The organism is Bordetella sp. BOR01 (assembly GCF_019218885.1).
Taxonomy (GTDB): domain Bacteria; phylum Pseudomonadota; class Gammaproteobacteria; order Burkholderiales; family Burkholderiaceae_B; genus Bordetella_A.
Window position 1 is genome coordinate 400,091 of sequence record NZ_JAHUWT010000001.1, and the last position, 20,226, is coordinate 420,316.

The following is a 20,226-nucleotide window of genomic DNA, read 5'->3' on the forward strand; positions in this document are numbered from 1 at the left end:
GTGCCTCTGTCGACGCTCAGAGGGCGCTTGAAATAGCAGCGGAAGAAACGCCCCACGCCAGTGCCCATTCCCGGGCATCCTCTTCTCGCGCTGGCGATAAAGGTTCGACAGGCGGGGTGGCATTGAAGCGCGGTGCGGGCGCGGGCTGGGTAATGCCGTCCACGGTGATAAAACTGTTGCGCGCCGCATGGTGTGGATGGCGCGCCGCCTCGTCTGGCGCGAGCACAGGTGCAAAGCAGCTGTCGGTCCCTTCGAGCGCTTGACACCACTCACTGCGCGTGCGCTTGACGAATATCTCGGTAAAACGCTTTCGCAATTCAGGCCAGCTGACGCGATCATCAAATGCCGGAAGCCCTTCTACGTCGGCGCCGGCGGCGCGCAATTTGTCAACGAGCACGCGTTGAAACTTCGTCTCTATCGGTGCAATGGAAACGTAGGCATCGTCCGCGCATCGATACACGTCATAGAAGGGCGCTCCAGAGTCGAGGAGATTCGTTCCACGAGGTCCATTGTGCAATCCGGCCGCATACAGTCCGTGAAACGGTGTCATCAGTGCATTGACGCCGTCAATCATTGCAGCATCTACAACTTGGCCCTGGCCGCCGTTGCGCACGTGCAGGATCCCGGCCAGCAGGCCCATCGCCAACAACATCGCGCCGCCCGCGTAGTCGCCAAGAAGATTGAGCGGTGGCGTGGGGGGGTGATGCTTACGGCCCATCGCGTACAGCGCTCCCGTCAATGCGATGTAGTTAAGGTCGTGGCCAGCAGCCTGAGCCAATGGTCCCTCTTGGCCGAAGCCGGTGACACGACCATAGATCAGGGTGGGATTGTCTTGCAGACACGCTTCAGGGCCAAGCCCCAGCCGCTCCATGGTTTGCGGACGAAACCCTTCTATCAGCGCGTCGGCTCGACTTACCAACTCACGAGCAAGTCGAAGGCCTTGGATGCTCTTCAGGTCTAACTTCATTGTGCGCTTGCCACGCAAGACAAGGTCGTACTGAGCCGGCCGCTCGATGCCAAGTCCGCTAGGCTTCTTGCGATCGATGCGGATCACATTCGCGCCCAGGTCGGCCAACAGCATGCCACATAATGGCCCCGGCCCGACGCCGGCAAACTCGACGACCCGCAAGCCTGCCAAAGGACCGCCTGGGATCGTAGGTCGACCGCCGCTTGGCTGCGTACTGGATCCCGCTCTTTCAGAATGTGTGTAGGCTTCCAAAACTTCTCCTTGCGTTACGCGGCACCGCACCCAACCTGGATCGCCTGACGGCCGTTCCGCTGCCCCTGACGCGACGACAGTAGCCGCCGAGGCAAGGAAGCGCTCAAACGACCCCGCTGGCCTTAAGCGTTGCCAGACGCTCTGCACTCATTCCCGGCAAATGGCCAAGTACCTCGTCGTTGTGCTCACCAAGCGTTGGTGGAGCAATGTCGTAAGAGATGGGATTGCACGTCATCCGCATCGGACTGGTCAGTAGAGGGATCTCTCCCAAGCGCGCGTGACGGGTGCGCGCTACATTGCCACGTGCGTTCACCTGAGGATCTTCGAACACGCTCTTGAGGTCATTGATTTGCGCGCAAGGTACCCCCCGTGCTTCCAATGCCGAAACCCAGTGTGCAGACTCGCGAGAGGCGAGGATCGGAGAGATGATCTGATCCAGCCTGGCCGCATTTCGCACGCGCTCAGGCGATGTAGCGAACTGCGCATCGGCCGGCAAATCGTCTCGGCCGATCTCGGCGCATAATTTGATGAACTGGCGATCGTTGCCGATAAGCAGGACGATCGATCCGTCCGACGCCTCAAATTTCCCGCTCGGGTAGGTCACCGGGTTCGAGTTGCCCACTCGCTGCGGCACGATGCCGGATGCGAGATAGTTCACACCAAAATAGGACAATGCAGACACTTCCACGTCGAGCAAGGCGAGGTCGATGTATTGCCCCTTTCCTGTTGCGTCGCGTTGACGCAAAGCTGCAACAACCGCCAAGGCGCCATAGATGCCCGTCATGAAATCGATGACGGGCACGCCGGCGCGCAAAGGGCCGGCTCCTGGCAATCCGTCTCTCTCTCCGGTGACGCTCATTAACCCACCGATGGCCTGCATAATTGTGTCGTACCCCGCACGTAGACGGTATGGGCCAGTCTGACCAAAACCAGTGATAGAGCAATAGACGATGCGTGGGTTGATCTCTTTGATCTGCTCATAACCCAAGCCGTAGCGCGTTAGCGTGCCTGTCTTGTAGTTTTCGATCAGAACATCAGCATCGGCGATCAGGTCCTGCACAAGCTTTGCGCCATCGGGACGCGCGAAGTCAATGGTCACGGATTTCTTGCCTCGATTCGCAGCGCAGAACGGCGCGGAAAGACGCTCTCCGGAGGATTCAAAAGATGGTTCCCAGTTTCTGCTGTCGTCGCCTTCTCCGGGGCGCTCAATCTTTACCACCTCTGCGCCAAGATCTGCAAGATGCTGTGCCGCCAACGGGCCAGCGAGCAATCTTGCCATATCAATAACGCGAACACCGTCAAGGGCGCGAACGGCTTCACCCCCTTGTTGAACATCGCCAGGCGTAGCGGCGGCGCTTCTAGTTGGCATTAAACTTTCTCCCGTAAATAGTAGTAGTACACGAGCCTAACGAAGTCAGATAGATACACCGCTGGCTTTGATGATGGGCGTCCATCGCGCTATTTCAGCAGCGATAAACCGAGCCGAGCGAACCGGGTCGGGATCGGCTACCGGCTCGATCCCCATCTTCGAAAGCGATTCGGCCAACTCTGGGTCAGACATCACCTTGCGGGTCGCTTCTGTCAATCTATGCAGGACTGCGGGGGGTACCCTGGCAGGCATTGCGACATGATTGACGGTCACGGCAGACGAGTCAGGGATTCCCGATTCGATTGTTGTTGGTATCTCCGGCGCACTTGCCGATCGCTGCTCTCCGAGCGTGGCTATGATCCGTAGCTTGCCGGCCTGATGCTGCGGCAGCGCTGTTCCAAACGTATCGCACAGGAAATCAATCTGCCCGGACATCAATGCCACCTGGGCTGGATTTGTTCCCCGAAAGGGTATGTGAAGCGCATCCAGACCCGCCCGAAGTTTGAGAAGCTCTCCTGCAAGATGATTGATACTGCCCGGTCCTGCGGAACCGAATGTGTACTTGCCTGGAGCGCCACGAACGAGCTTTAGGAAATCCTGGAAATTCTGGGCTGGAAGATCTGGGCGTACTGCCAGAACCAGGGGTACCACACCCACTATGAACATTGAGAAGTCTTTCAATGGATCGTAAGGGCACTGACGAAGCATCAAGGGGCTTGTCACATGGGATGACGACGTTCCGAATAGCAGGGTGTAGCCATCCGGCAGCGCCTTGGCCACTGCGTTGGCACCCAAGGTCGTGCCAGCGCCAGCCCGGTTTTCTACAACGACAGGCTGGCCCACTATTTCGCGAAGCCTCTCCGCATACCGGCGCGCGAACACGTCGGTCGGTCCACCGGCGGGCGCTGGAACCACCAATTTGATTAGCCGGGTTGGGTAAGTTCCCTGTGCACGTGCTGTGGAGGAAAGTATGCCGATCGCCGCCGCGGCCAGCAGGGCCTGTCGCCTTTGCATGTTTGTCTCCTTTTATTCGTTCTGGATTTTGGGCGACATCGCCTCAGATAGATACACCCGTGGCCTTGACGATAGGTGCCCAGCGTGAGATTTCCGAAGCCACGAACTGCGCCGAGCTCACGGGATCTGTATTTGCGATAGGCTCGATACCCATCTTGGTCAGGGCATCCAGCATTGTTGGGTCGGCCATAACCTTCTTCGTTGCGTCCACCAACCTGGTAACGACACGCGCCGGAACCGTGGAAGGCATAGCCAGAAAGTTGACGGTCACGACCGATGAGTCGGGGATACCGGACTCGATAGTTGTGGGAATGTCAGGAGCGCTCGCCGACCGACGCTCGCTGAGTGTGGCAATGATCTTCAGTCTGCCTGCTTGCTGCTGTGGCATCGCAGATGCGACGGTATCAAACAGAAAGTCGATCTGGCCAGCCATCAATGCCACCTGCGCCGGGTTCGTGCCTTGGAAGGGGACGTGCAAGGCATCAACGCCCGCGCGCATCTTCAGCAGTTCGCCAGCCAGATGATTGATGCTGCCCACACCTCCCGATCCGAACGTATACTTGCCGGGATTGGCATGCAACAGGTTCATGAAGTCCGTGAAGTTTTGTGCGGGAAGTCCCGTGCGTACCACCAGGACGAGTGGCAAGACTCCGATGTTGATGAGCGTGAAATCTTTCAACGGATCATAGGGCGGCTGGCGCAGCATCAGTGGACTTGTCACATGAGAAGAGGACGAGCCAAACAGCAGTGTGTAGCCATCAGGGGCCGCCTTCGCCACCGCGTTCGAGCCAATGGTTCCGCCAGCCCCGGTTCGGTTCTCGACAATGACGGGCTGCCCCAGCATTTCACCGACTTTCTCTGCGTATCGGCGGCCCACGACATCTGTTGGGCCTCCTGCGGAGTAGGGTACGACAAGTTTCATTGGCCGACTCGGGAAAGCTTCCTGCGCACGTCCTACGCAAGGAATGAGCGCTACCGCGGCACCAGACGCGGCCGTCTGGAGGAATTCTCGCCTCAACATGTGTTGTCTCCTAAGTTTCTTCTATATTTTTCGAAGGGCGCTGTTGCCGACTACACGGGTGACCATGCGGGAGCGCGCGACTCCAGGAATGCGGTCACGCCTTCGCGCGCGTCGGTCGAAAGAAGTCCGAAGCTGATGTTCTGAACGGCGCTGTCAATTCCAGCGCGCAGGCCGGCGTCCTCGCATTGCCAGATGAACTCCTTCGTGCGTCGCTGTGCTTCCGGACTTCCACGAAGAAGAGACGCCGTCAGGCGTTCAAGTTCATCCTCCAGCTGTTCCCTGGAAACTGCCCGTGTCGCTATCCCGATCTCCACTGCTTCCTGCATTGGAACTCGACGCCCCGTCAGCAACAGATCCATCGCGTGCTTCCTGCCAATGCCGCGTATCAGCGCCATCACCGCAGGAGAGGGTGGAACGCCTCGATGCGCCTCCGGATAGCAAATGAACGCGTCCTTCTCGCCGATCACCAGATCGCACCAGCTGGCAACCGTCGCACCAGCGCCGAACGCGTAACCCTCAATGACAGCCACCGTCGGTTTGGTGCAGAAGTAGACGGCCTCATTGAGGCGGCGAAGTCTCTGGTAGGTTTCCTCCGCAACGCTGATCGGGGCAGACTGCAGGGCAAGCAAATCTCGAAGTTCCCGACCCGCGCAGAAAATTCCGCCGGATCCGCGAAGGACGATGACCCGGCAGTCTGGGTTGCGAGCGCATTCCCCGAACAACTCAGTCAGCTGATCGATCAGCTGGTTGTTCAGGGCATTGCGATGTCCTGGATTGTCAATATATATCGTCGTGGTGCCGTGCTTTCCCGCTTCGGCGAATGCCTTGCCGACCTGATTTTCCGACATGTCACTTCCTTCTAGGTCAGATTGCAAAGAGGAGGCGGTACTTCCACTAGATCGATCTGGCTCGCTGTGTATGTGACGCCTCGTTCCTTACTATCTTGCAGTGCGCACCGTTAGTCGTCCAATCTCTTTTAGAATCGTCTGCGATTCCAATTTTGAATCGACGCTCGGAGGTACAGATGGAACTCAAGACACTACGCAGCTTCATCGTTCTTGCAGAGGAATTGCATTTCGGTCGGGCTGCGGCACGGCTGCACATCACGCAGCCTCCGTTGAGCAAGCAGATCGCCCAGCTCGAAAGCGAACTCGGGGCACGCCTATTCGAGCGTGGATCTCACGGTGTCCAACGAACTGCCGCTGGCGAGGCATTGGTGGTAGAAGCCCGAAAAATCCTGGCGCATGCCGAGAAGGCCGCCACGATTGTTGGCCGTGTAACCCATGGAGACTTCTCGACGGTGCGGATAGGATTCAACGCATCCGTCATGTTCATGGGTATTGAACACCTGATTCAGGTGCAGCGGGATCGGCTTCCCGATCTGACATGCGACTGGACAGAAATGGGTACGTCAGAGCAACTGGGCGAACTTCGCAATGATGGAATCGATCTGGGCTTCGCTCAACCACCGCGGCATCTTCCCGGATTGACATCGTTCGAGTTCGGTCGTCCGCAGATGATGGTTGCCTTGCCGACATCGCATCGCTTCGCAAAGCGCCGCTCGATTTCTCTGAGTTCGTTGGCTGGTGAGGATTTCGTGATTGTGTCGCGAGAGCTGGCACCGGGCTACTTCGACCTGACCATCAGTGCTTGCGTCGCCGCTGGTTTCAATCCCCGCTTGCGCCACTATGCGCGTCATCTGCTCACGGTACTCGGTCTTGTCGCAACGACTGGCGCCGTGGCACTGGTTCCACGAACGCTTGCGCGAGCCGCAGTACAAGGCGTGGAGCTGCGACCCATTCAAGGCGTGCGTCCTGAGCTATCCTATTCCATTGTCTGGAACCCTGAGAGTCGGGTCGCAGTGTTGCCACGTCTGCTGACCCTGTTTGGAGTTCCCCCGAGGCTCAGCAATAGGCGCTAGAGCCATGGAGCCCTCGACGCGGCGCCGGCGGCCACGTTCAGGCAGGAACCATGAGCTCCAGCAGTGTCACGCGCACGTCATCCGGGATTGGCGTGGCGCGGTTATCGCCGCGCTTGACGTAGACGTGAACGAACTCGCCCACTGCGCTGGCGACCTGTGCGTCCCTACGGAAAATGCCGACCTCATAGCGCACGCTGCTCGTGCCCAGGTGCAGCACTCGCAGGCCAACCTGCACGTCGTTCGGAAACGCCAGTGAAGAGAAATAGGTGCACTTGCTTTCAACGACGAGGCCAACCGTCGCGCTGCCTGCAAGATCCAATACACCTTTTTCGATCAACCGCCTGTTGATCGCGGTGTCAAAGAATGCGTAGTAGACGATGTTGTTGACGTGCCCGTACACATCGTTGTCTGTCCATCGGGTTGGGATGGTGACAAAGCATCGGTAGATATCTCTGCGGGGCGCTTCGGCCCGGCTCATAGAGCTTCCGCATACAGTGCGTGCGCATCAGCCAGGGTGAGTTCCCGCATGTTGTTGACTAGCAGGCGAGTCTGGTTCATGGCATCGGCTGCCAGTTGTGGGACATCGGATTCCTGGATCCCTACATCGCGCAGCCGAACAGGAAGGCCGAGTTCGCCGCTGAGCCGGGCCATGTAGGCGCAGAACGCTGAAGCTCTCTGCGCCTCGCTTCCTGTCGTCCCTGGCCTGACGACGTCTTGCAGTTTGGCGTACAGGGGCAGCGCAGCCTCCTGGTTGAATCGCAGGACGGGGCCGAGCATCAACGCATTTGAGAGGCCATGCGGGACGTGGAAGCGGGCGCCGACCGGATAGGCCAGGGCATGGATCGCGGCGACCGGGGCATTCGCAAAGGCCATGCCGGCCATGCAGGCGCCAAGCATGAGGTTCTCCCGGGCCTGACGATCGCTACCCATGCGGCAGGCCTTGTGTAGCGAGGTCGACATGAGCCGCAGTGACTCGCATGCGAACGCGTCTGAGATCGGGTTCTTCAACCGCTTGCTGGTGTAGGCCTCGATGGCATGTACCATTGCATCGATGCCGGTTGCCGCCGTGATCGGTGTGGGCAAGCCGAGTGTCAGTTCGGCGTCCAGAAGGGCGAGGTCAGGTAGCAGGCTGGGGGAAACGACGCCTTTTTTTTCACCTTCTCCTGTTGTCACTATGGAGATGGGGGTTGCCTCGGAGCCGGTGCCGGCAGTGGTTGGGACGAGGATCAGCGGTAGCCGCGGCCCCCGCGCCTGGTTCACGCCATAGATGGAACTCAACGCTTCGCCGCTTCCGGCAAGGAGGGCGGCCAGCTTGGCGGCATCCAGGGAGCTGCCGCCCCCAAACCCCACGACACAGTCGGCAGAGTGGCCCCGCGCGGCCGCCGCTGCCGCCAGGATGACCTCTTCAGGGGGATCGGCCTGGACGTCCGAAAAAGTGACCACTCTCAACTCGGGGCGTTTTGTGAATCCGGCCAAGACCGGGTCGAGCAGGCCCGCCTTGACGACGCCGGGGTCGGTGACCATCAGCACATTGCGGTAACCCATCTCCGCGATCCGATCGGCCAGGCGCGCGGCGCCTCCATACTCGACCACGATCGAACGCGTGCTGTTGAAACCGAAATCAAGCATCAAAGGGTCCTGTGCAAATGTGGGTGCTCAGCGGACAAGCATGCGGCGCGCGATCTGCGCGTACTGCTCGGAAACTTCCTGGGCCGAGAGCTTCCCGTCGGGCTGGAACCACTTGGGAAGCGTCGTCACGGCCGCCATCACCCAGGTGATGAAAAGCATAGGCTGCATGTCCGCAATGCTGCCATCCGCAATGCCGGCCAGTACCACGGCGCGGATACGGTGGTCGAACGCGCGCATCCGCTTGCGGATTGCCGGGAATTCGTCCGCGGGCACCGACTTGAGCTCTAGCGCGGCCGCACAGGCGCCCAGCTCGGCCAAGATGTTGGCGGTGTAGTGCAGGACGAAGGTGGACATTTGGTCCAACCCAGTTCCGCCTTGCGCGGTGGCCATGTCCAGGGCGCGGTCGGCCGTGTCAAAGCCGACGTCGAAGCAGGCCAGCAGGACATCGTTCTTGTTCTTGAAGTAGTGATAGATCGACGTCTTGGTAACGCCGAGCTGCAACGCGATGTCGTCCAGCGACGTGTTGTGGAACCCGTTGGCGCTGAAAAGCCGGCCCGCCTCGCGAACGATGATGGCTCGCTTGCGAAGGTACTGCTCTTCAGCCGAACTGACCTCGCCTTGCCAGCGGCCCGGGGTCTTTTTGGCGCTCGTCGTCTTCATAGTGTGGTGAAGGTGGATGGGACAGGAGGCAGATCTTAGCCAACCCCGTCTCTTGAAGATTTAGTTGCAGTTTCTAATTTGCATTGTAATTTAAAGTATGATTAATTACTTGAAAATATTGTGATTGAATATAAATTCAAATGAAAAACCTGAAGCGACAGTTTCCTGGTGCCTTCTTTGTTGAGATCGACAACCCGCCCGTCAACGGCCTGAGCCACGCAGTCAGACGCCGGATCGTTGATGGTCTGGCCACTGCGCAAGCTAACGGAAGGGCCCGCTATGTCGTTCTTGTGGGGACGAGTCCGGGCTTTTCGGGGGGAGCCGACTTGCGAGAGTTCGGCACGCCCATGGAGGCTGAAGAGCCTCATCTCACGACTGTGATCAGGATGATTGCAAGCAGTGCGAAGCCGGTGGTGGCGGCCATCCATGGGATTGCGCTGGGCGGGGGGCTGGAACTGGCCATGGGCTGCCACTTCCGCGTTGCCACGCAGAACGCGACCATCGGGCTGCCGGAGATCAAGCTGGGATTGATGCCGGGGGCAGGCGGGACGCAGTTGCTTCCTCGACTGACCGACATTCCAACGGCGCTGGACATGATTCTGGAAGGATCTGCCTGTCGCCCGGATCGGCTGCGCCACACCCGCTTCTTTGCGGCGACCGCTGACGGCAGCACTGCCAGTGACGCAGCCGCTGAAGCCTGCAGGGTGATGGAGTCGGTCCTGGCTTGCTCGGACCCGGTCACCGATGGGCGGTGCCTGCGGGTGGAGACGGCAGGTCATGAGCAGTTGCTGGTCGACTCCCTCTCAGGCGCCCAGCGGCAAAGCTCGCATTTGCCTGCCTTGCTCAGTTGCGTCCAGGCAATTCGAGCCAGCACGCACATGACATTCGAGGAAGGACTCCAGTACGAGCGCGTTCTGTTCCTGGATCTTCTCGAATCGCCGAGCTCACTGGCGATGCGTCACCTCTTCTTTGCCGAGCGTGCGGCGGGAAAACTGGCCGCACCGCAGCAGGGCAAACCGCGGAGTGTCAGCTCTGTCTTGATGATCGGCAACGCGGATGGCAATGGCATTGCTGAACGCCTCAAGAATTTGCTGGTCCGGGCGGGCGTCGCAGTCCATGAAGAGGGCGAGGTGCCAGTGGATCTGCGGCCCGATCTGATCATCGACCCGGTTTCGAAGGATGTTTCGCAGTCGTCTGCGGCCTTCGAGAGGGTGCAAGGGTACTTGCATCCTGATGCCGTGTATGTGCTCGCCGCCGAACCGTCTTTGGTGGATTCGGTCGCGCACCTGTTGCCAAGCCCCGACAAGGCTGTGGGCCTCTACATGAAAGAAGACAGGGGCGCGTCTTCCATCCTGGAGATTGTGGGTGGTAGCCACACCGCGGACAGCGCTATGGCGATGCTCGCCGCGCTCGGCAAGCTAATGGGACTTCCCAGTGTGTTTGCGCTGGGGGGATTGGGGCCGTCCGGGCCGCGCCTGCTCAGCGCCTTCCGAGAAGAGGCCGGCCGGCTGCGCGCGGGCGGATTGGCCGAAGCGGATTTGGCCAATGCCCTCGCCGCATCGGGGTACACCACCGGTCCGTTGCTGGCCCTGAACCACCGGCAATCCGGGCCGGCGAGCTCCGAGGCCCTGGCTGCCGTGGAGAGACTGAACCTCAAGCTCGCGTACACCGCACGTGACATCGCAGAACAGGGCGCCGTCGCCCGGCAAGACGATCTGGACGTACTTTGCGTCATCGGCTACGGCTTTCCGCGCCACCTTGGCGGCCCGTTGTTCTACGCGGATCACCGTCAACACCAAGCGAACTGATAAGTACCAACCAAACAAGGAAACCTATGTCGGAAGCTTTTATCGTCTCTGCTGTCCGTGCCGCTAGCGGCCGACGCAACGGACGCCTCTCGGGATGGCACCCCGTGGATCTGGGCGCGAAGATGTTGGACGCTGTTGTGGCTGATGCCGGTGCAGATCCCGCCGTCATCGAGGACGTGATCATCGGTTGCGTCGGGCAGGCCGGTGAACAGGCGCTCAACGTTGCCCGAAATGCGGTGCTGGCATCCCGCCTGCCCGAGTCTGTCCCCGGGACTTCCGTGGATCGCCAGTGCGGTTCGTCGCAGCAGGCGATTCACTTCGCCGCCCAGGCCGTCATGTCCGGGACGATGGACGTCGTTATTGCCGCCGGCGTCGAAAGTATGAGCCGCGTTCCCATGGGAACGGCTACCGACCTGGTGGAGAAGAACGGGTTCGGAAGCTACATGAGTCCAGCCCTGGACTCGCGCTACGCAGGAGAACGCTTTAGCCAGTTTATGGGGGCCGAGATGCTTGCTGCGAAGTACAAGCTGACCAGGGACCTGTTGGACGAGTATGCGTACCAGAGCCACTGTCGCGCCGCCGCGGCATCACGGGCGGGAGAGTTCCGCAACGAAATCATCCCCTTGCAGGCCATGTCCCGCGACGCGGGCGCTCTCGACGGAATGCACGACGCGGATGAAGGTATCCGGTTCAATGCCTCTCTCGAAGCCATCTCTCAGGTCAAGGGGCTGACCGAGACCGGCGTGACAACCGCTGCCAACGCAAGTCCGATCACGGATGGCGCCGCCGCCATCATGATCGTCAGCCGCGCCGGGTTGAAAAAGCTGGGGGTCGAACCGCTGGCGCGGATTCATCATCTCGGCCTGTACGCCCACGATCCGGTGATCATGCTGGATGCCCCCATCCACGGGACCCTGCGGTCTCTGGGAAAAATCGGCCTGGACGTCGACGACATCGACCTGTTCGAGGTCAACGAGGCATTCGCCTGTGTTCCGCTGGCCTGGCTCCAGGCGACAGGCGCGGACCCCGCGCGCGTGAATGCGCGTGGCGGCGCCATTGCCCTTGGTCACCCTCTGGGCGCGTCCGGGGCGCGGCTGATGACCACGCTGGTTCACGCGCTGGGCCAGAGCGGCAAGCGCTACGGCCTGCAGACCATGTGCGAGTTCGGCGGCATGGCGAATGTGACGGTCATCGAGCGGCTCTGACGCCGCAGAAAAATCCACGCTGCAGAAAGGTTCAATCTTGGAAATCACCACGCAACAAATCTATGTCGTCACGGGCGGCGCGTCCGGGCTGGGTGCCGGAGTCGTGCGGCTGCTGGGCGACCAGGGCGCCACCGTTGTCATTGCCGACCGCGATGAAGAGCGCGGCCGGGCCCTGGCCGGCCAAATCAAGCAGCATTTCGTCAAGTGCGACATCACGTCCGAAGCCGATGCGTCCCGGGTGTTCGAATTCGCGGCATCCAGGGGTGCGCTGCGCGGGCTCGTCAACTGCGCCGGCATTGCCGGACCGGAGCGGGTTGTGGGCAAGGAGCGGCCACACGCGCTGGAGAGCTTCGAGCGGATCGTGCGGGTCAACCTCGTGGGGACGTTCAACATGATCCGCCTGGGCGCCCAACTGATGTCGCACCAGGAGCCGACGCCGAGCGGCGAGCGCGGCGTGATCGTCAACACGGCATCCGTTGCCGCATTCGATGGCCAAATCGGCCAGGCCGCCTATGCAGCGTCGAAGGCGGGAATCGTTGGAATGACGTTGCCCGTAGCCCGTGACCTTGCGCGCAGCGCCATCCGGTGTGTCACCATCGCGCCCGGAATTTTCTCGACACCGTTGCTGATGGATCTTTCGTTGGAGGTCCGCCAGGGTCTGGCGGCCTCGGTGCCTTTCCCGTCCCGACTGGGCGAGCCGCGCGACTTCGCTCTTATGGTGCAGCACGTACTCAACAACGAGATGCTCAACGGCGAAGTCATCCGTCTGGACGGCGCGATTCGGATGGGGCCGCGATAGTTCCGCGAACTCCCGACCCTGCGTCGTACGAAAGATCGGCGAGATACTCGACGACAACGTCGACGGCCTCTTGCGGCAGGGCAGTCAACTGCGAGATCGTCATGGGCAGATTCCTGCCCAGCCTAGGCAGGACGCTCTTGCCGAAAATCCGCTGCATTTGCGACTGGGTACAGGACGCGAGTCTGATCGCGCAATTGCGGTGCTTCACGCAGGAAGCGCCGCGGCTTGCGGGAGTGCGGCCCAAGAAATGGATTCAAAAATGGCCTTAAATCGCTTGGTGCAGGCGGACATCAGCGGACGTCGCTGGAAACAAAAAAGGCCGAAACGCGAAGTTTTCGGCCTTTTTTCAATCATCCATGGACGTCAGTGGATGCCCATGGACAATAAATAATTCTGGAGCGGGAGACGAGTCTCGAACTCGCGACCTCAACCTTGGCAAGGTTGCGCTCTACCAACTGAGCTACTCCCGCGTATTTGGCTGTTGCCTAGCCTGTTACGCGAAGTTTCAGGGGCGGGCACCAAAGACCAAGATTATAGCATCGTTTTTTGCGTCTTGCCATTGTCTGGCCATCCTGGGCCAAGGGCAAGGCTTTCAGGCGGACGGCAGGACGTATACAGTGGGCCCATATTTCTTGCGCATCCGGCCGTGGCGCCTGCCGCCGGCCCATCTTCCGATGGCCTTCAGCCCCGCTTTCTCTGCTCCTGTTGCCGCGCTGGTCTATGGCCCTTCGTCGCGCGGCGCCGACACCTTGTTGGCGGACTTCGCCCGCGACCTGCTGGCGCAGGGCCGGCGGCTGCATGGGCTGGTGCAGCATGAAATCGTGCCGCGTGGCGGCGGCAGGCCGCAGCGCCAGTTGTCCGACCTGCGTTCGGGCCGGCTGTACGGCCTGTCGCAAGACCTGGGCCCCGGCTCGCGTGCCTGCAGCCTGGATCCGGGAGCCCTGGCGGCCGCCAGCCATGTGCTGCGTGCCGCCTTGCAAGCGCGCGCGGAACTGGTCATCGTCAACCGCTTCGGCGCCATCGAGGCCGCCGGCGGCGGCTTCGCCCAGGAAATGCTGGCCCTGATGAGCGAAGGCATTCCCTTGGTTACTGTCGTGTCTGCGGTGCTGCTGCCAGACTGGCGCCGGTTCACCGGGCAGGCGGGCCTGGAATTGCCCGTGGCGCGCGCGCCCCTGCAAGCCTGGTTCGAACAACTGGCGAACGGCTATGCCGCCGCCGGCCAGCCGGACGCCGCGACATGACTATTGCATCCCTTGATTTCGCGCAACTGTATCGTCAGCACCTGGCCGAGGCCCGGGCCCAGCCCAAGCCGCCCCAGGCTTGGGACAGGCGTGCGGGCGAACTGGCGCAACGCATGACGGTCAGCCGCTACGCGCAGGATTTCATCGCCCGCATGCACCTGGATGGCGCGCATACGCTGCTGGATGTCGGCTGCGGGCCGGGCACCCTGGCCTTGCCGCTGGCAGCACGGCTGGAGCAGGTGGTGGGCCTGGACTACAGCTCCGCCATGCTCGATGCGTTGGTGCACAATGCCCAGGCCCAGGGGCTGGCCAATGTGCGGCCAATATTGCGCGCCTGGGAAGACGACTGGTCCGACGTCCCGATATGCGACATCGTGGTGGCTTCGCGATCCACCGTGGTCGAAGACATGGCCGCCGCACTGGCCAAGCTGCATGCCAAGGCCCGCCTGCGCGTCTACCTGACGCACCTGGCGGGCGGCCATTTCATCGATCCGGCCATCCAGCAGATCGTCGGCCGCACGCGGCCGGCCATGCCCGACTACATCTACGTGATCAACATCCTGCACGGCATGGGCATCTATCCGACGCTGGATTACATCACCGTGGAAAGCCAGTTGGCCGCCGCGCCTGACTTCGACGACTATGCGCGCCGCGTGGCCCGTTCGATGGGCGGCCTGGACGACCGCGAGCGCCAGCGCCTGCGGGCCTGGTATGACGACGCATCGCCGCGCGATCGCATCGGTGCACCGCTGCGCTGGGCGTTCATTCACTGGCAGAAAGACGCCGGCGCTTGATGCGGCTTCAACCGTCCAGCGAGACGGCTTCGCGCTGCAGTACGGCTTGCACGGCGGGCCGCCTGGCCATCTGCATGCTGGCGGCGCTCCAGGCGGGATAGTCGGCGCGCATGTCCAGCCCGATCCGGTTGCCCCAGCGGTACAGCACCAGCAGGAACGGATCGACCACCGAATAGCCGCTGGCCAGTGCCTGATGCCTGCCGTCGGCGAACTGCTGGTCGATGACGCGATAGGCATCGATGACGGTGCGCCGTCCCTGGGCACCGATACCTTCGTAGTGCGCGGTGTCGCCACTGTAGCGTTCGGGCCGCCAGATGCCGCCATAGCCGGCGCCGTGCACCCAGCCCGACAGCCATGCCAACCATTCCTGGCAACGTGCGATCCCGACCGGGTCGCCGGATGGCAGCAAGCCTGCCTGGGGATGCTGCTGCGCCAGGTAGGTCAAGATGGCAGGCAGCTCCGTCAGCACGCGGCGCTGGCCGGGAATACCCAATGCAGGCACGCGCGCCTTGGGGTTGATGGCCAGGTACTCGGGCCGGTAATTCGCGCGCGTCGCCACGTCGACGAGTTCCAGCGTGTAGGGGGCCTGCACTTCCTGCAAGGCGATATGCGCCGCCATGGAGCAGGCGCCGGGGGAATAGAAAAGTCGGTAGTCCATGCGGCCAGTCTAGGGGCCGCCCAGCGTCGCCGCAAACCAAGATTTGTGAGAGCTGGGTAGTAGTGATATTAATGGGCGCATGGCCAGCCGACACCTTCCCCCATTGCAGACCCTGCGCGCCTTCGAGGCGGCGGTACGGCTGCGCAGTTTCACGCGTGCGGCCGATGAACTGGCCTTGACCCAGGGCGCCGTCAGCCAGCATATCCGGCGGCTCGAGTCCACGCTGGGCACGCCATTGTTCGTCCGCGAACACCAGGGGGTCGCGCCGACCGCGCATGCGCAGGCGCTGGCGTTGCAGGCGCGCCAAGGCCTGACCGTGCTCGAGCGGGCTTTCAGCCGTGCCGATACCGGCCCGCGCAATGCGCCCGGTGCGGCACCGCCCCAGCGGCTGGTACTGAGCGTATTGCCGGCTTTCGCGCAGCGCTGGCTGGCGCCGCGCGTGCCGCGCTTCCTGGCGGCCCATCCCGGCATCGAGCTCGATGTACGCCCCAGCACTGCGCTGGCCCGCTTGAATGGGCGCGACGGCATCGACCTGGCCTTGCGGTACGGGCCGGGCGCCTGGCCGGGCCTGGAAAGCGAGCGCTTGATGGACGAAGAAGTGTTTCCGGTGGCCAGCCCCGCGTACCGGCGCGGCCGCCGGCTGCGCGCGCCGCGCGACTTGGCGCGCTGCACCTTGCTGCGGCATACCTGGCAGCCCTGGGAGCCCTGGTTCCAGGCCGCGGGTGTGGACATGGTCGAACCGGTCCACGGACCGCAGTTCGATGACACCGATGCCTTGCTGCACGCCGTCATGTCCGGTGCCGGCGTGGCGCTGGCGCGCCGTTCGCTGGTGGCCCCCGATCTGGCGGCCGGCCGGCTGGTGCGGCTGTGGGACATCGGCATTGCCGATGTCCATGCCTATTACCTGGTCTGGCGGCCCGGCAGCGCCAAGCTGCAGGCCATCGGCGCGGTACGCCGCTGGCTGCGCCGCGAAGCCGCCGCTGCAGGCACGGGCGCCTAACGGTCGGCGGCCTGCTGCACCTGCTGCGCCGTCTGCCCGAACAAGATCTTCTTGCCTTCCTCGGTCACCGCCGGGCGGTGAGTGTAGGGGTCGCCTTGCGCATAGGCCCGCACGGTGGCCGGCCGGTTGCGTATCGTGTCGAACCAGCGCCGCAAGTGGGGAAATTCGTCCAGTTCTTGCTGCTGCCGTTTCCAGGGCACGATCCATGGATACGAGGCCATGTCGGCGATGGTGTAGTCGTTGCCCGCAACGAAGGGGTGTTGTTCCAGGCGGCGATCCAGTACGCCGTACAGGCGGTTGGTTTCCTTCACATAGCGGTCGATGGCATAAGGCAGTTTCTCGGGCGCATACAGCCCGAAATGATGGTTCTGGCCGGCCATCGGCCCCAGCCCGCCCACTTGCCAGAACAGCCATTCCATCACTGTCTTGCGGCCACGTGCATCGGCCGGCAGGAAGCGCCCGGTCTTCTCGGCCAGGTACAGCAGGATGGCGCCCGATTCGAACACCGTGACCGGCTCGCCGCCGTCGGCCGGCGCGCGGTCGATGATGGCCGGCATGCGGTTGTTGGGCGAAAACGCCAGGAACCCGGGCTTGAACTGATCGCCCGCACTGATATCGATGGGATGGATGCGGTAGGGCAGGCCGGCTTCTTCCAGGAACAGCGTGATTTTGTGCCCATTGGGCGTGGGCCAGTAGTACAGCTCGATCATTGGATTTCCTTGTGTCGCACAAGCGTCGGGTTTATTCTAGATCGATCGTTTTAAAATGAACAGCCCAGTCCGAAAATCACGGGCTGAACCAGGAGCAGCGATATGAAGATTGAAGGCAGGAACGTGCTGGTTACCGGCGGGTCCAGTGGTATCGGCCTGGCCACTGCCCAGGCGCTGCTGGCGCGCGGGGCGCGGGTATTCATCACGGGTCGGCGCGCCGAGGCGCTGCAGCAGGCATTGACGCAACTGCGCGGCGCTGGCAAGGCGCACGGCGTGATCGCCGATGTGGCCACTGCCGCCGGCCGGGTGTATACCTTGCAGGCCGCGCTCGAGGCCATGGGCGGGCTGGATATCCTGGTCAACAACGCCGGCGGCGTCAGGGCCGGCCGGTTGGAAGAAACAGCCGAAGCCGACATCCGCGCCATGATCGAAGTGAATCTGGCCGCGCCGATTCTGCTGGCGCGTGCCGCCTTGCCCAGTTTGCGCGCTGGCGGCGGCATGATCGTCAATATCTCGTCCGGCATCGCCTTGGTGGGGGTGCCGTTCTACACCACTTATGCTGCAGTGAAGGCTGGCGTGGCGCATTTTGGTGAAGCGCTGCGCCGCGAACTGAAGGGTGAAGGCGTGCACGTGATGACGGTGTACCCGGCCGCGACCGACACTCCAATGATGCAGTCATCGCGTGCCGGCCCCGATCTGGGCTTTGTGCGCGAGCCAGCCGCGGTGGTGGCGCAGGCCATCATCGACGGCATCGAGTCCGAGGCTTTGCAAGTGGTGCGCGGCGGCGACACACGGGCGGCCATGATCGCGCAGAATCGCACCGATCCAGGCGCGCTGGACCAGCGTTTCGTGGGCCTGAAACCGGCATTGGCCGAGGCCGTGCGAGACCATTCGGCGCTGTAGCCGCGCGGCCGCCGTCAGGCCCGGGGGCCTGGCTGCCGCTACTCTTATATAAGAGTGGCACAATAGCGGGCATCCCGTCATGTCTCCGGTCCGGTATTGTCGGTGGGGCGCAACGCCCAGCCACCTTGGCCCGGTTTTCCCGATTTCATGCCTGCTTCGACTTCCGCCGATTTCTCCGCCCTGTTGCGCCAACCCTCCGGCTTCATGGCCTTCTTGCTGGCCCGCGTGTTTGCCGTGGGCGCCACGCAGATCCAGGCGGTGGTGGTCGCCTGGCAGGTGTATGACCTGACGCGCGAGCCCATGGCCCTTGCCTACGTGGGCCTGGCGCAGTTCCTGCCTATGTTGCTCTTGCTGTTGCCGGCCGGCGACCTGATCGACCGGCTGCCGCGCAAGCATATCCTCGCCGTCAGCTGGAGCGTAGGCGCGATCTGCAGCGCCTTGCTGTGGTGGGTATCGGGCCGCGGGCACGCGGGTGTGTCCGGCATCTATTCGGTGCTGGTGCTGTTCGGGGCATCGCGTGCTTTTTCCGGCCCGGCCATGCAGAGCCTGTTGCCGCAGTTGGTGACGCGGGAGCAATTGCCCCAGGCCATCGCCACCAACAGCATGGTGATGCGTGGCGCCGCCATTGGCGCGCCGTTTCTGGGCGGCCTGCTGTACGCGGCCGGTGGCAGCCTGCTCACTTATCCGATATGCCTGGTGGCCTTTGCCGCCGGGGCATTGTTGCTGCGGAAAGTGCGCGTGCTGCCCGCGGCAGCCAGGGCCAGCGCGGCGCAGGCTGCCGGCAGCAATATCTGGCAGCGCTTTGGTATCGGCATCCGCTTCATCTTCCGCCGGCCCATGATCCTGGGCACTATTTCTCTCGATTTGTTCGCTGTGCTGCTGGGCGGCGTGGTTGCCCTGCTGCCTATTTATGCACAGGAAGTCCTGCACGTGGGTCCCCAGGGGTTGGGTCTGCTGCGCAGTTCGATTGCAGGCGGCGAGGTGGTCGCGGGCATTTGCCTGAGCATGTTTCCCTTCAACGCCAAAGTGGGGCGGCGAATGCTGCTGGCGGTGGCAGTGTTCGGCCTGGCCAATTTGGTGTTCTCGTTATCGCACTGGATGTGGCTGTCGTGCCTGGCGCTGGCCGTGGCGGGCGCGGCTGACATGGTCAGCGTCTATGTGCGCGGTGCATTGTTGCAGTTCGCGACGCCCGACGAGATGCGCGGGCGCGTCAATTCGGTCAACATGCTCTTCATCGGCTCGTCCAACGAACTCGGCGAATTCCGTGCCGGGTCCAGCGCCGCCTTGCTGGGTGCCGTGCCGGCTGCCATCGCCGGCGGCCTGTGCACGCTGGCCGTGGTGGGCCTGTGGAGCTATCTGTTCCCGGCGCTGCGCACCGTCGATCGATTTGAAAACGCCCAGCGCTGAGCGGCCCGGGCCGTGGCCGGGCGTGCCCGTCGGGCCATCAGGCCTGGCCGATTTCCCGACGGATAAGGTCGGCGATGTTGCGCTGGCGGGCTGCCGGCATGCGGTCCAGAATGCACGAGACGCTGACGGCCAGGCGGGGATACCCCGAGCGGTCGCGTAGTGCCACGCCCACCCCCAATACACCGGGCACCGCCGCATTCCCCACTGCCGACCAGCCGCGGTTGCGCGTGGCTTCGACCAGCAACCGCATATGCGGCACCGTCATCTGGCCATACGATCGCAGCGCTTCGCGGTACTGCTGCATGATGGCCTCGGCTTCATCGACCGGCAGGGCGGCCAGCAGCGCCAGGCCGGCCGCGCCCACGCCCAGGGGCTGGCGATGGCCGATGGTCACGGCCAATACCTGCACCGGATAGCTGCCGATCTCGCGGTGCAGGCATAAGGAATCCGTGCCTACGCGGCAGATAAGAAAAGACGAATCCCCGGTGTGGTCGCTGATGCGCCGCATGGCGGGAGCCAATTGCGCCACCGACAGGGTCTGTTCGTCTACCGGCTGCGTCCAGGTCGAGGCCACGCGATAGCGTCCGGTCTGTGCGTTGCGCACGGCGTAGCCCTCTTCGACCAGGACCGAGACGTAGCGGTACACGCTGGTGCGCTGCATGGCCAGGGCGTGCGCGATGCCGGCGATATCCAGGCCTTCCGGTGTGCGGCGCAAGGCCGCAAGTATGTGCAGGTCCCGTCTCAGGGTGCTGGCGCCCGTATTCGCGTTCTGTGTGCTGTTCATTATTTGAACATCCAAACTTCCTGATATGACAGGCCACGTAGATCATATATCGGGCTTGGTTCACACGTTGTTTGAATAATGAAC

20 protein-coding genes and 1 tRNA gene are annotated in these 20,226 nt (G+C 62.5%); 9 read left to right on the forward strand and 12 right to left on the reverse strand.

Features of this window, described 5'->3' with window-relative positions:
* Nucleotides 1-16: 16 nt before the first annotated feature.
* From KW845_RS01895 to KW845_RS01915, 5 genes are all read right to left on the reverse strand, one after another.
* Entirely contained in the window at nucleotides 17-1,153 is a 1,137-nt protein-coding gene (locus KW845_RS01895) for a CaiB/BaiF CoA-transferase family protein (RefSeq protein WP_218368591.1), read from the reverse strand.
* Between the two features lie 169 nt (nucleotides 1,154-1,322).
* A complete protein-coding gene (locus tag KW845_RS01900; RefSeq protein ID WP_218367483.1) occupies nucleotides 1,323-2,588 on the reverse strand; it encodes a CaiB/BaiF CoA-transferase family protein in 1,266 nt (421 codons plus the stop codon).
* 45 nt (nucleotides 2,589-2,633) lie between these two features.
* Nucleotides 2,634-3,602 (reverse strand): tripartite tricarboxylate transporter substrate binding protein, encoded by a 969-nt coding sequence (locus KW845_RS01905; protein WP_218367484.1) that lies wholly within the window; start codon nucleotides 3,600-3,602, stop codon nucleotides 2,634-2,636.
* Nucleotides 3,603-3,645: 43 nt separating this feature from the next.
* A complete protein-coding gene (locus KW845_RS01910; RefSeq protein WP_218367485.1) occupies nucleotides 3,646-4,524 on the reverse strand; it encodes a tripartite tricarboxylate transporter substrate binding protein in 879 nt (292 codons plus the stop codon).
* 149 nt (nucleotides 4,525-4,673) lie between these two features.
* Nucleotides 4,674-5,471 carry an enoyl-CoA hydratase/isomerase family protein gene (locus KW845_RS01915; protein WP_218367486.1) on the reverse strand — a complete coding sequence of 266 codons (798 nt, stop codon included), beginning with the start codon at nucleotides 5,469-5,471 and terminating at the stop codon, nucleotides 4,674-4,676.
* Between the two features lie 176 nt (nucleotides 5,472-5,647).
* Here KW845_RS01915 and KW845_RS01920 point away from each other — a divergent pair, with 176 nt between their 5' ends.
* Entirely contained in the window at nucleotides 5,648-6,544 is an 897-nt protein-coding gene (locus KW845_RS01920) for a LysR substrate-binding domain-containing protein (protein WP_218367487.1), read from the forward strand.
* A 37-nt stretch (nucleotides 6,545-6,581) separates the two neighbouring features.
* Here the strand turns inward: KW845_RS01920 and KW845_RS01925 are convergent, their stop codons facing one another.
* Genes KW845_RS01925 through KW845_RS01935 form a run of 3 tightly spaced genes read right to left on the reverse strand, consistent with a single transcriptional unit; the run spans nucleotide 6,582 to nucleotide 8,833 of the window.
* Nucleotides 6,582-7,022, reverse strand: a complete 441-nt coding sequence (locus KW845_RS01925; protein ID WP_218367488.1) for a thioesterase family protein — start codon at nucleotides 7,020-7,022, stop codon at nucleotides 6,582-6,584.
* Nucleotides 7,019-8,173: an iron-containing alcohol dehydrogenase gene (locus tag KW845_RS01930; protein WP_218367489.1), complete on the reverse strand. Its 1,155-nt coding sequence runs from the start codon at nucleotides 8,171-8,173 to the stop codon at nucleotides 7,019-7,021. Before KW845_RS01930 ends, KW845_RS01925 begins: the two co-directional genes overlap by 4 nt.
* A 27-nt stretch (nucleotides 8,174-8,200) precedes the next feature.
* Nucleotides 8,201-8,833, reverse strand: a complete 633-nt coding sequence (locus KW845_RS01935; protein WP_218367490.1) for a TetR/AcrR family transcriptional regulator — start codon at nucleotides 8,831-8,833, stop codon at nucleotides 8,201-8,203.
* A gap of 140 nt (nucleotides 8,834-8,973) precedes the next feature.
* Between KW845_RS01935 and KW845_RS01940 the strand changes: the two genes are divergently transcribed.
* From KW845_RS01940 to KW845_RS01950, 3 genes are read left to right on the forward strand one after another with little or no spacing between them, the layout of a single operon-like run.
* The gene (locus KW845_RS01940) at nucleotides 8,974-10,641 is read left to right on the forward strand and encodes an enoyl-CoA hydratase/isomerase family protein (RefSeq protein WP_218367491.1); all 1,668 of its coding nucleotides are present in this window, start codon (nucleotides 8,974-8,976) and stop codon (nucleotides 10,639-10,641) included.
* Nucleotides 10,642-10,667: 26 nt separating this feature from the next.
* The gene (locus tag KW845_RS01945) at nucleotides 10,668-11,846 is read left to right on the forward strand and encodes an acetyl-CoA C-acetyltransferase (RefSeq protein ID WP_218367492.1); all 1,179 of its coding nucleotides are present in this window, start codon (nucleotides 10,668-10,670) and stop codon (nucleotides 11,844-11,846) included.
* 37 nt (nucleotides 11,847-11,883) lie between these two features.
* The gene (locus KW845_RS01950) at nucleotides 11,884-12,645 is read left to right on the forward strand and encodes an SDR family NAD(P)-dependent oxidoreductase (RefSeq protein ID WP_218367493.1); all 762 of its coding nucleotides are present in this window, start codon (nucleotides 11,884-11,886) and stop codon (nucleotides 12,643-12,645) included.
* A gap of 394 nt (nucleotides 12,646-13,039) precedes the next feature.
* On the opposite strand, the gene KW845_RS01955 is transcribed toward KW845_RS01950, so the two are convergent.
* Nucleotides 13,040-13,115 (reverse strand) — tRNA-Gly (locus tag KW845_RS01955).
* Between the two features lie 204 nt (nucleotides 13,116-13,319).
* Between KW845_RS01955 and KW845_RS01960 the strand changes: the two genes are divergently transcribed.
* Together KW845_RS01960 and KW845_RS01965 are read left to right on the forward strand one after the other, a co-directional pair.
* Nucleotides 13,320-13,886 carry a DUF2478 domain-containing protein gene (locus KW845_RS01960; protein ID WP_218367494.1) on the forward strand — a complete coding sequence of 189 codons (567 nt, stop codon included), beginning with the start codon at nucleotides 13,320-13,322 and terminating at the stop codon, nucleotides 13,884-13,886.
* Nucleotides 13,883-14,680 carry a class I SAM-dependent methyltransferase gene (locus KW845_RS01965; protein WP_218367495.1) on the forward strand — a complete coding sequence of 266 codons (798 nt, stop codon included), beginning with the start codon at nucleotides 13,883-13,885 and terminating at the stop codon, nucleotides 14,678-14,680. The genes KW845_RS01960 and KW845_RS01965 overlap by 4 nt, the downstream gene beginning before the upstream one ends.
* Nucleotides 14,681-14,687: 7 nt before the next feature.
* Here the strand turns inward: KW845_RS01965 and KW845_RS01970 are convergent, their stop codons facing one another.
* On the reverse strand, nucleotides 14,688-15,338 hold the full coding sequence (locus tag KW845_RS01970; RefSeq protein WP_218367496.1) for a glutathione S-transferase family protein: 651 nt from the start codon (nucleotides 15,336-15,338) through the stop codon (nucleotides 14,688-14,690).
* A gap of 79 nt (nucleotides 15,339-15,417) precedes the next feature.
* On the opposite strand from KW845_RS01970, the gene KW845_RS01975 reads away from it, so the two are divergent.
* A complete protein-coding gene (locus tag KW845_RS01975; RefSeq protein ID WP_218367497.1) occupies nucleotides 15,418-16,338 on the forward strand; it encodes a LysR substrate-binding domain-containing protein in 921 nt (306 codons plus the stop codon).
* On the opposite strand, the gene KW845_RS01980 is transcribed toward KW845_RS01975, so the two are convergent.
* On the reverse strand, nucleotides 16,335-17,048 hold the full coding sequence (locus tag KW845_RS01980; protein WP_218367498.1) for a glutathione binding-like protein: 714 nt from the start codon (nucleotides 17,046-17,048) through the stop codon (nucleotides 16,335-16,337). The genes KW845_RS01975 and KW845_RS01980 overlap by 4 nt on opposite strands.
* Before the next feature lie 102 nt (nucleotides 17,049-17,150).
* Between KW845_RS01980 and KW845_RS01985 the strand changes: the two genes are divergently transcribed.
* The gene (locus KW845_RS01985) at nucleotides 17,151-17,951 is read left to right on the forward strand and encodes an SDR family oxidoreductase (protein ID WP_218367499.1); all 801 of its coding nucleotides are present in this window, start codon (nucleotides 17,151-17,153) and stop codon (nucleotides 17,949-17,951) included.
* Nucleotides 17,952-18,098: 147 nt separating this feature from the next.
* Nucleotides 18,099-19,358, forward strand: a complete 1,260-nt coding sequence (locus tag KW845_RS01990; RefSeq protein ID WP_218367500.1) for an MFS transporter — start codon at nucleotides 18,099-18,101, stop codon at nucleotides 19,356-19,358.
* Between the two features lie 37 nt (nucleotides 19,359-19,395).
* On the opposite strand, the gene KW845_RS01995 is transcribed toward KW845_RS01990, so the two are convergent.
* Nucleotides 19,396-20,142, reverse strand: a complete 747-nt coding sequence (locus KW845_RS01995; protein ID WP_218367501.1) for an IclR family transcriptional regulator — start codon at nucleotides 20,140-20,142, stop codon at nucleotides 19,396-19,398.
* Nucleotides 20,143-20,226: the final 84 nt, after the last annotated feature.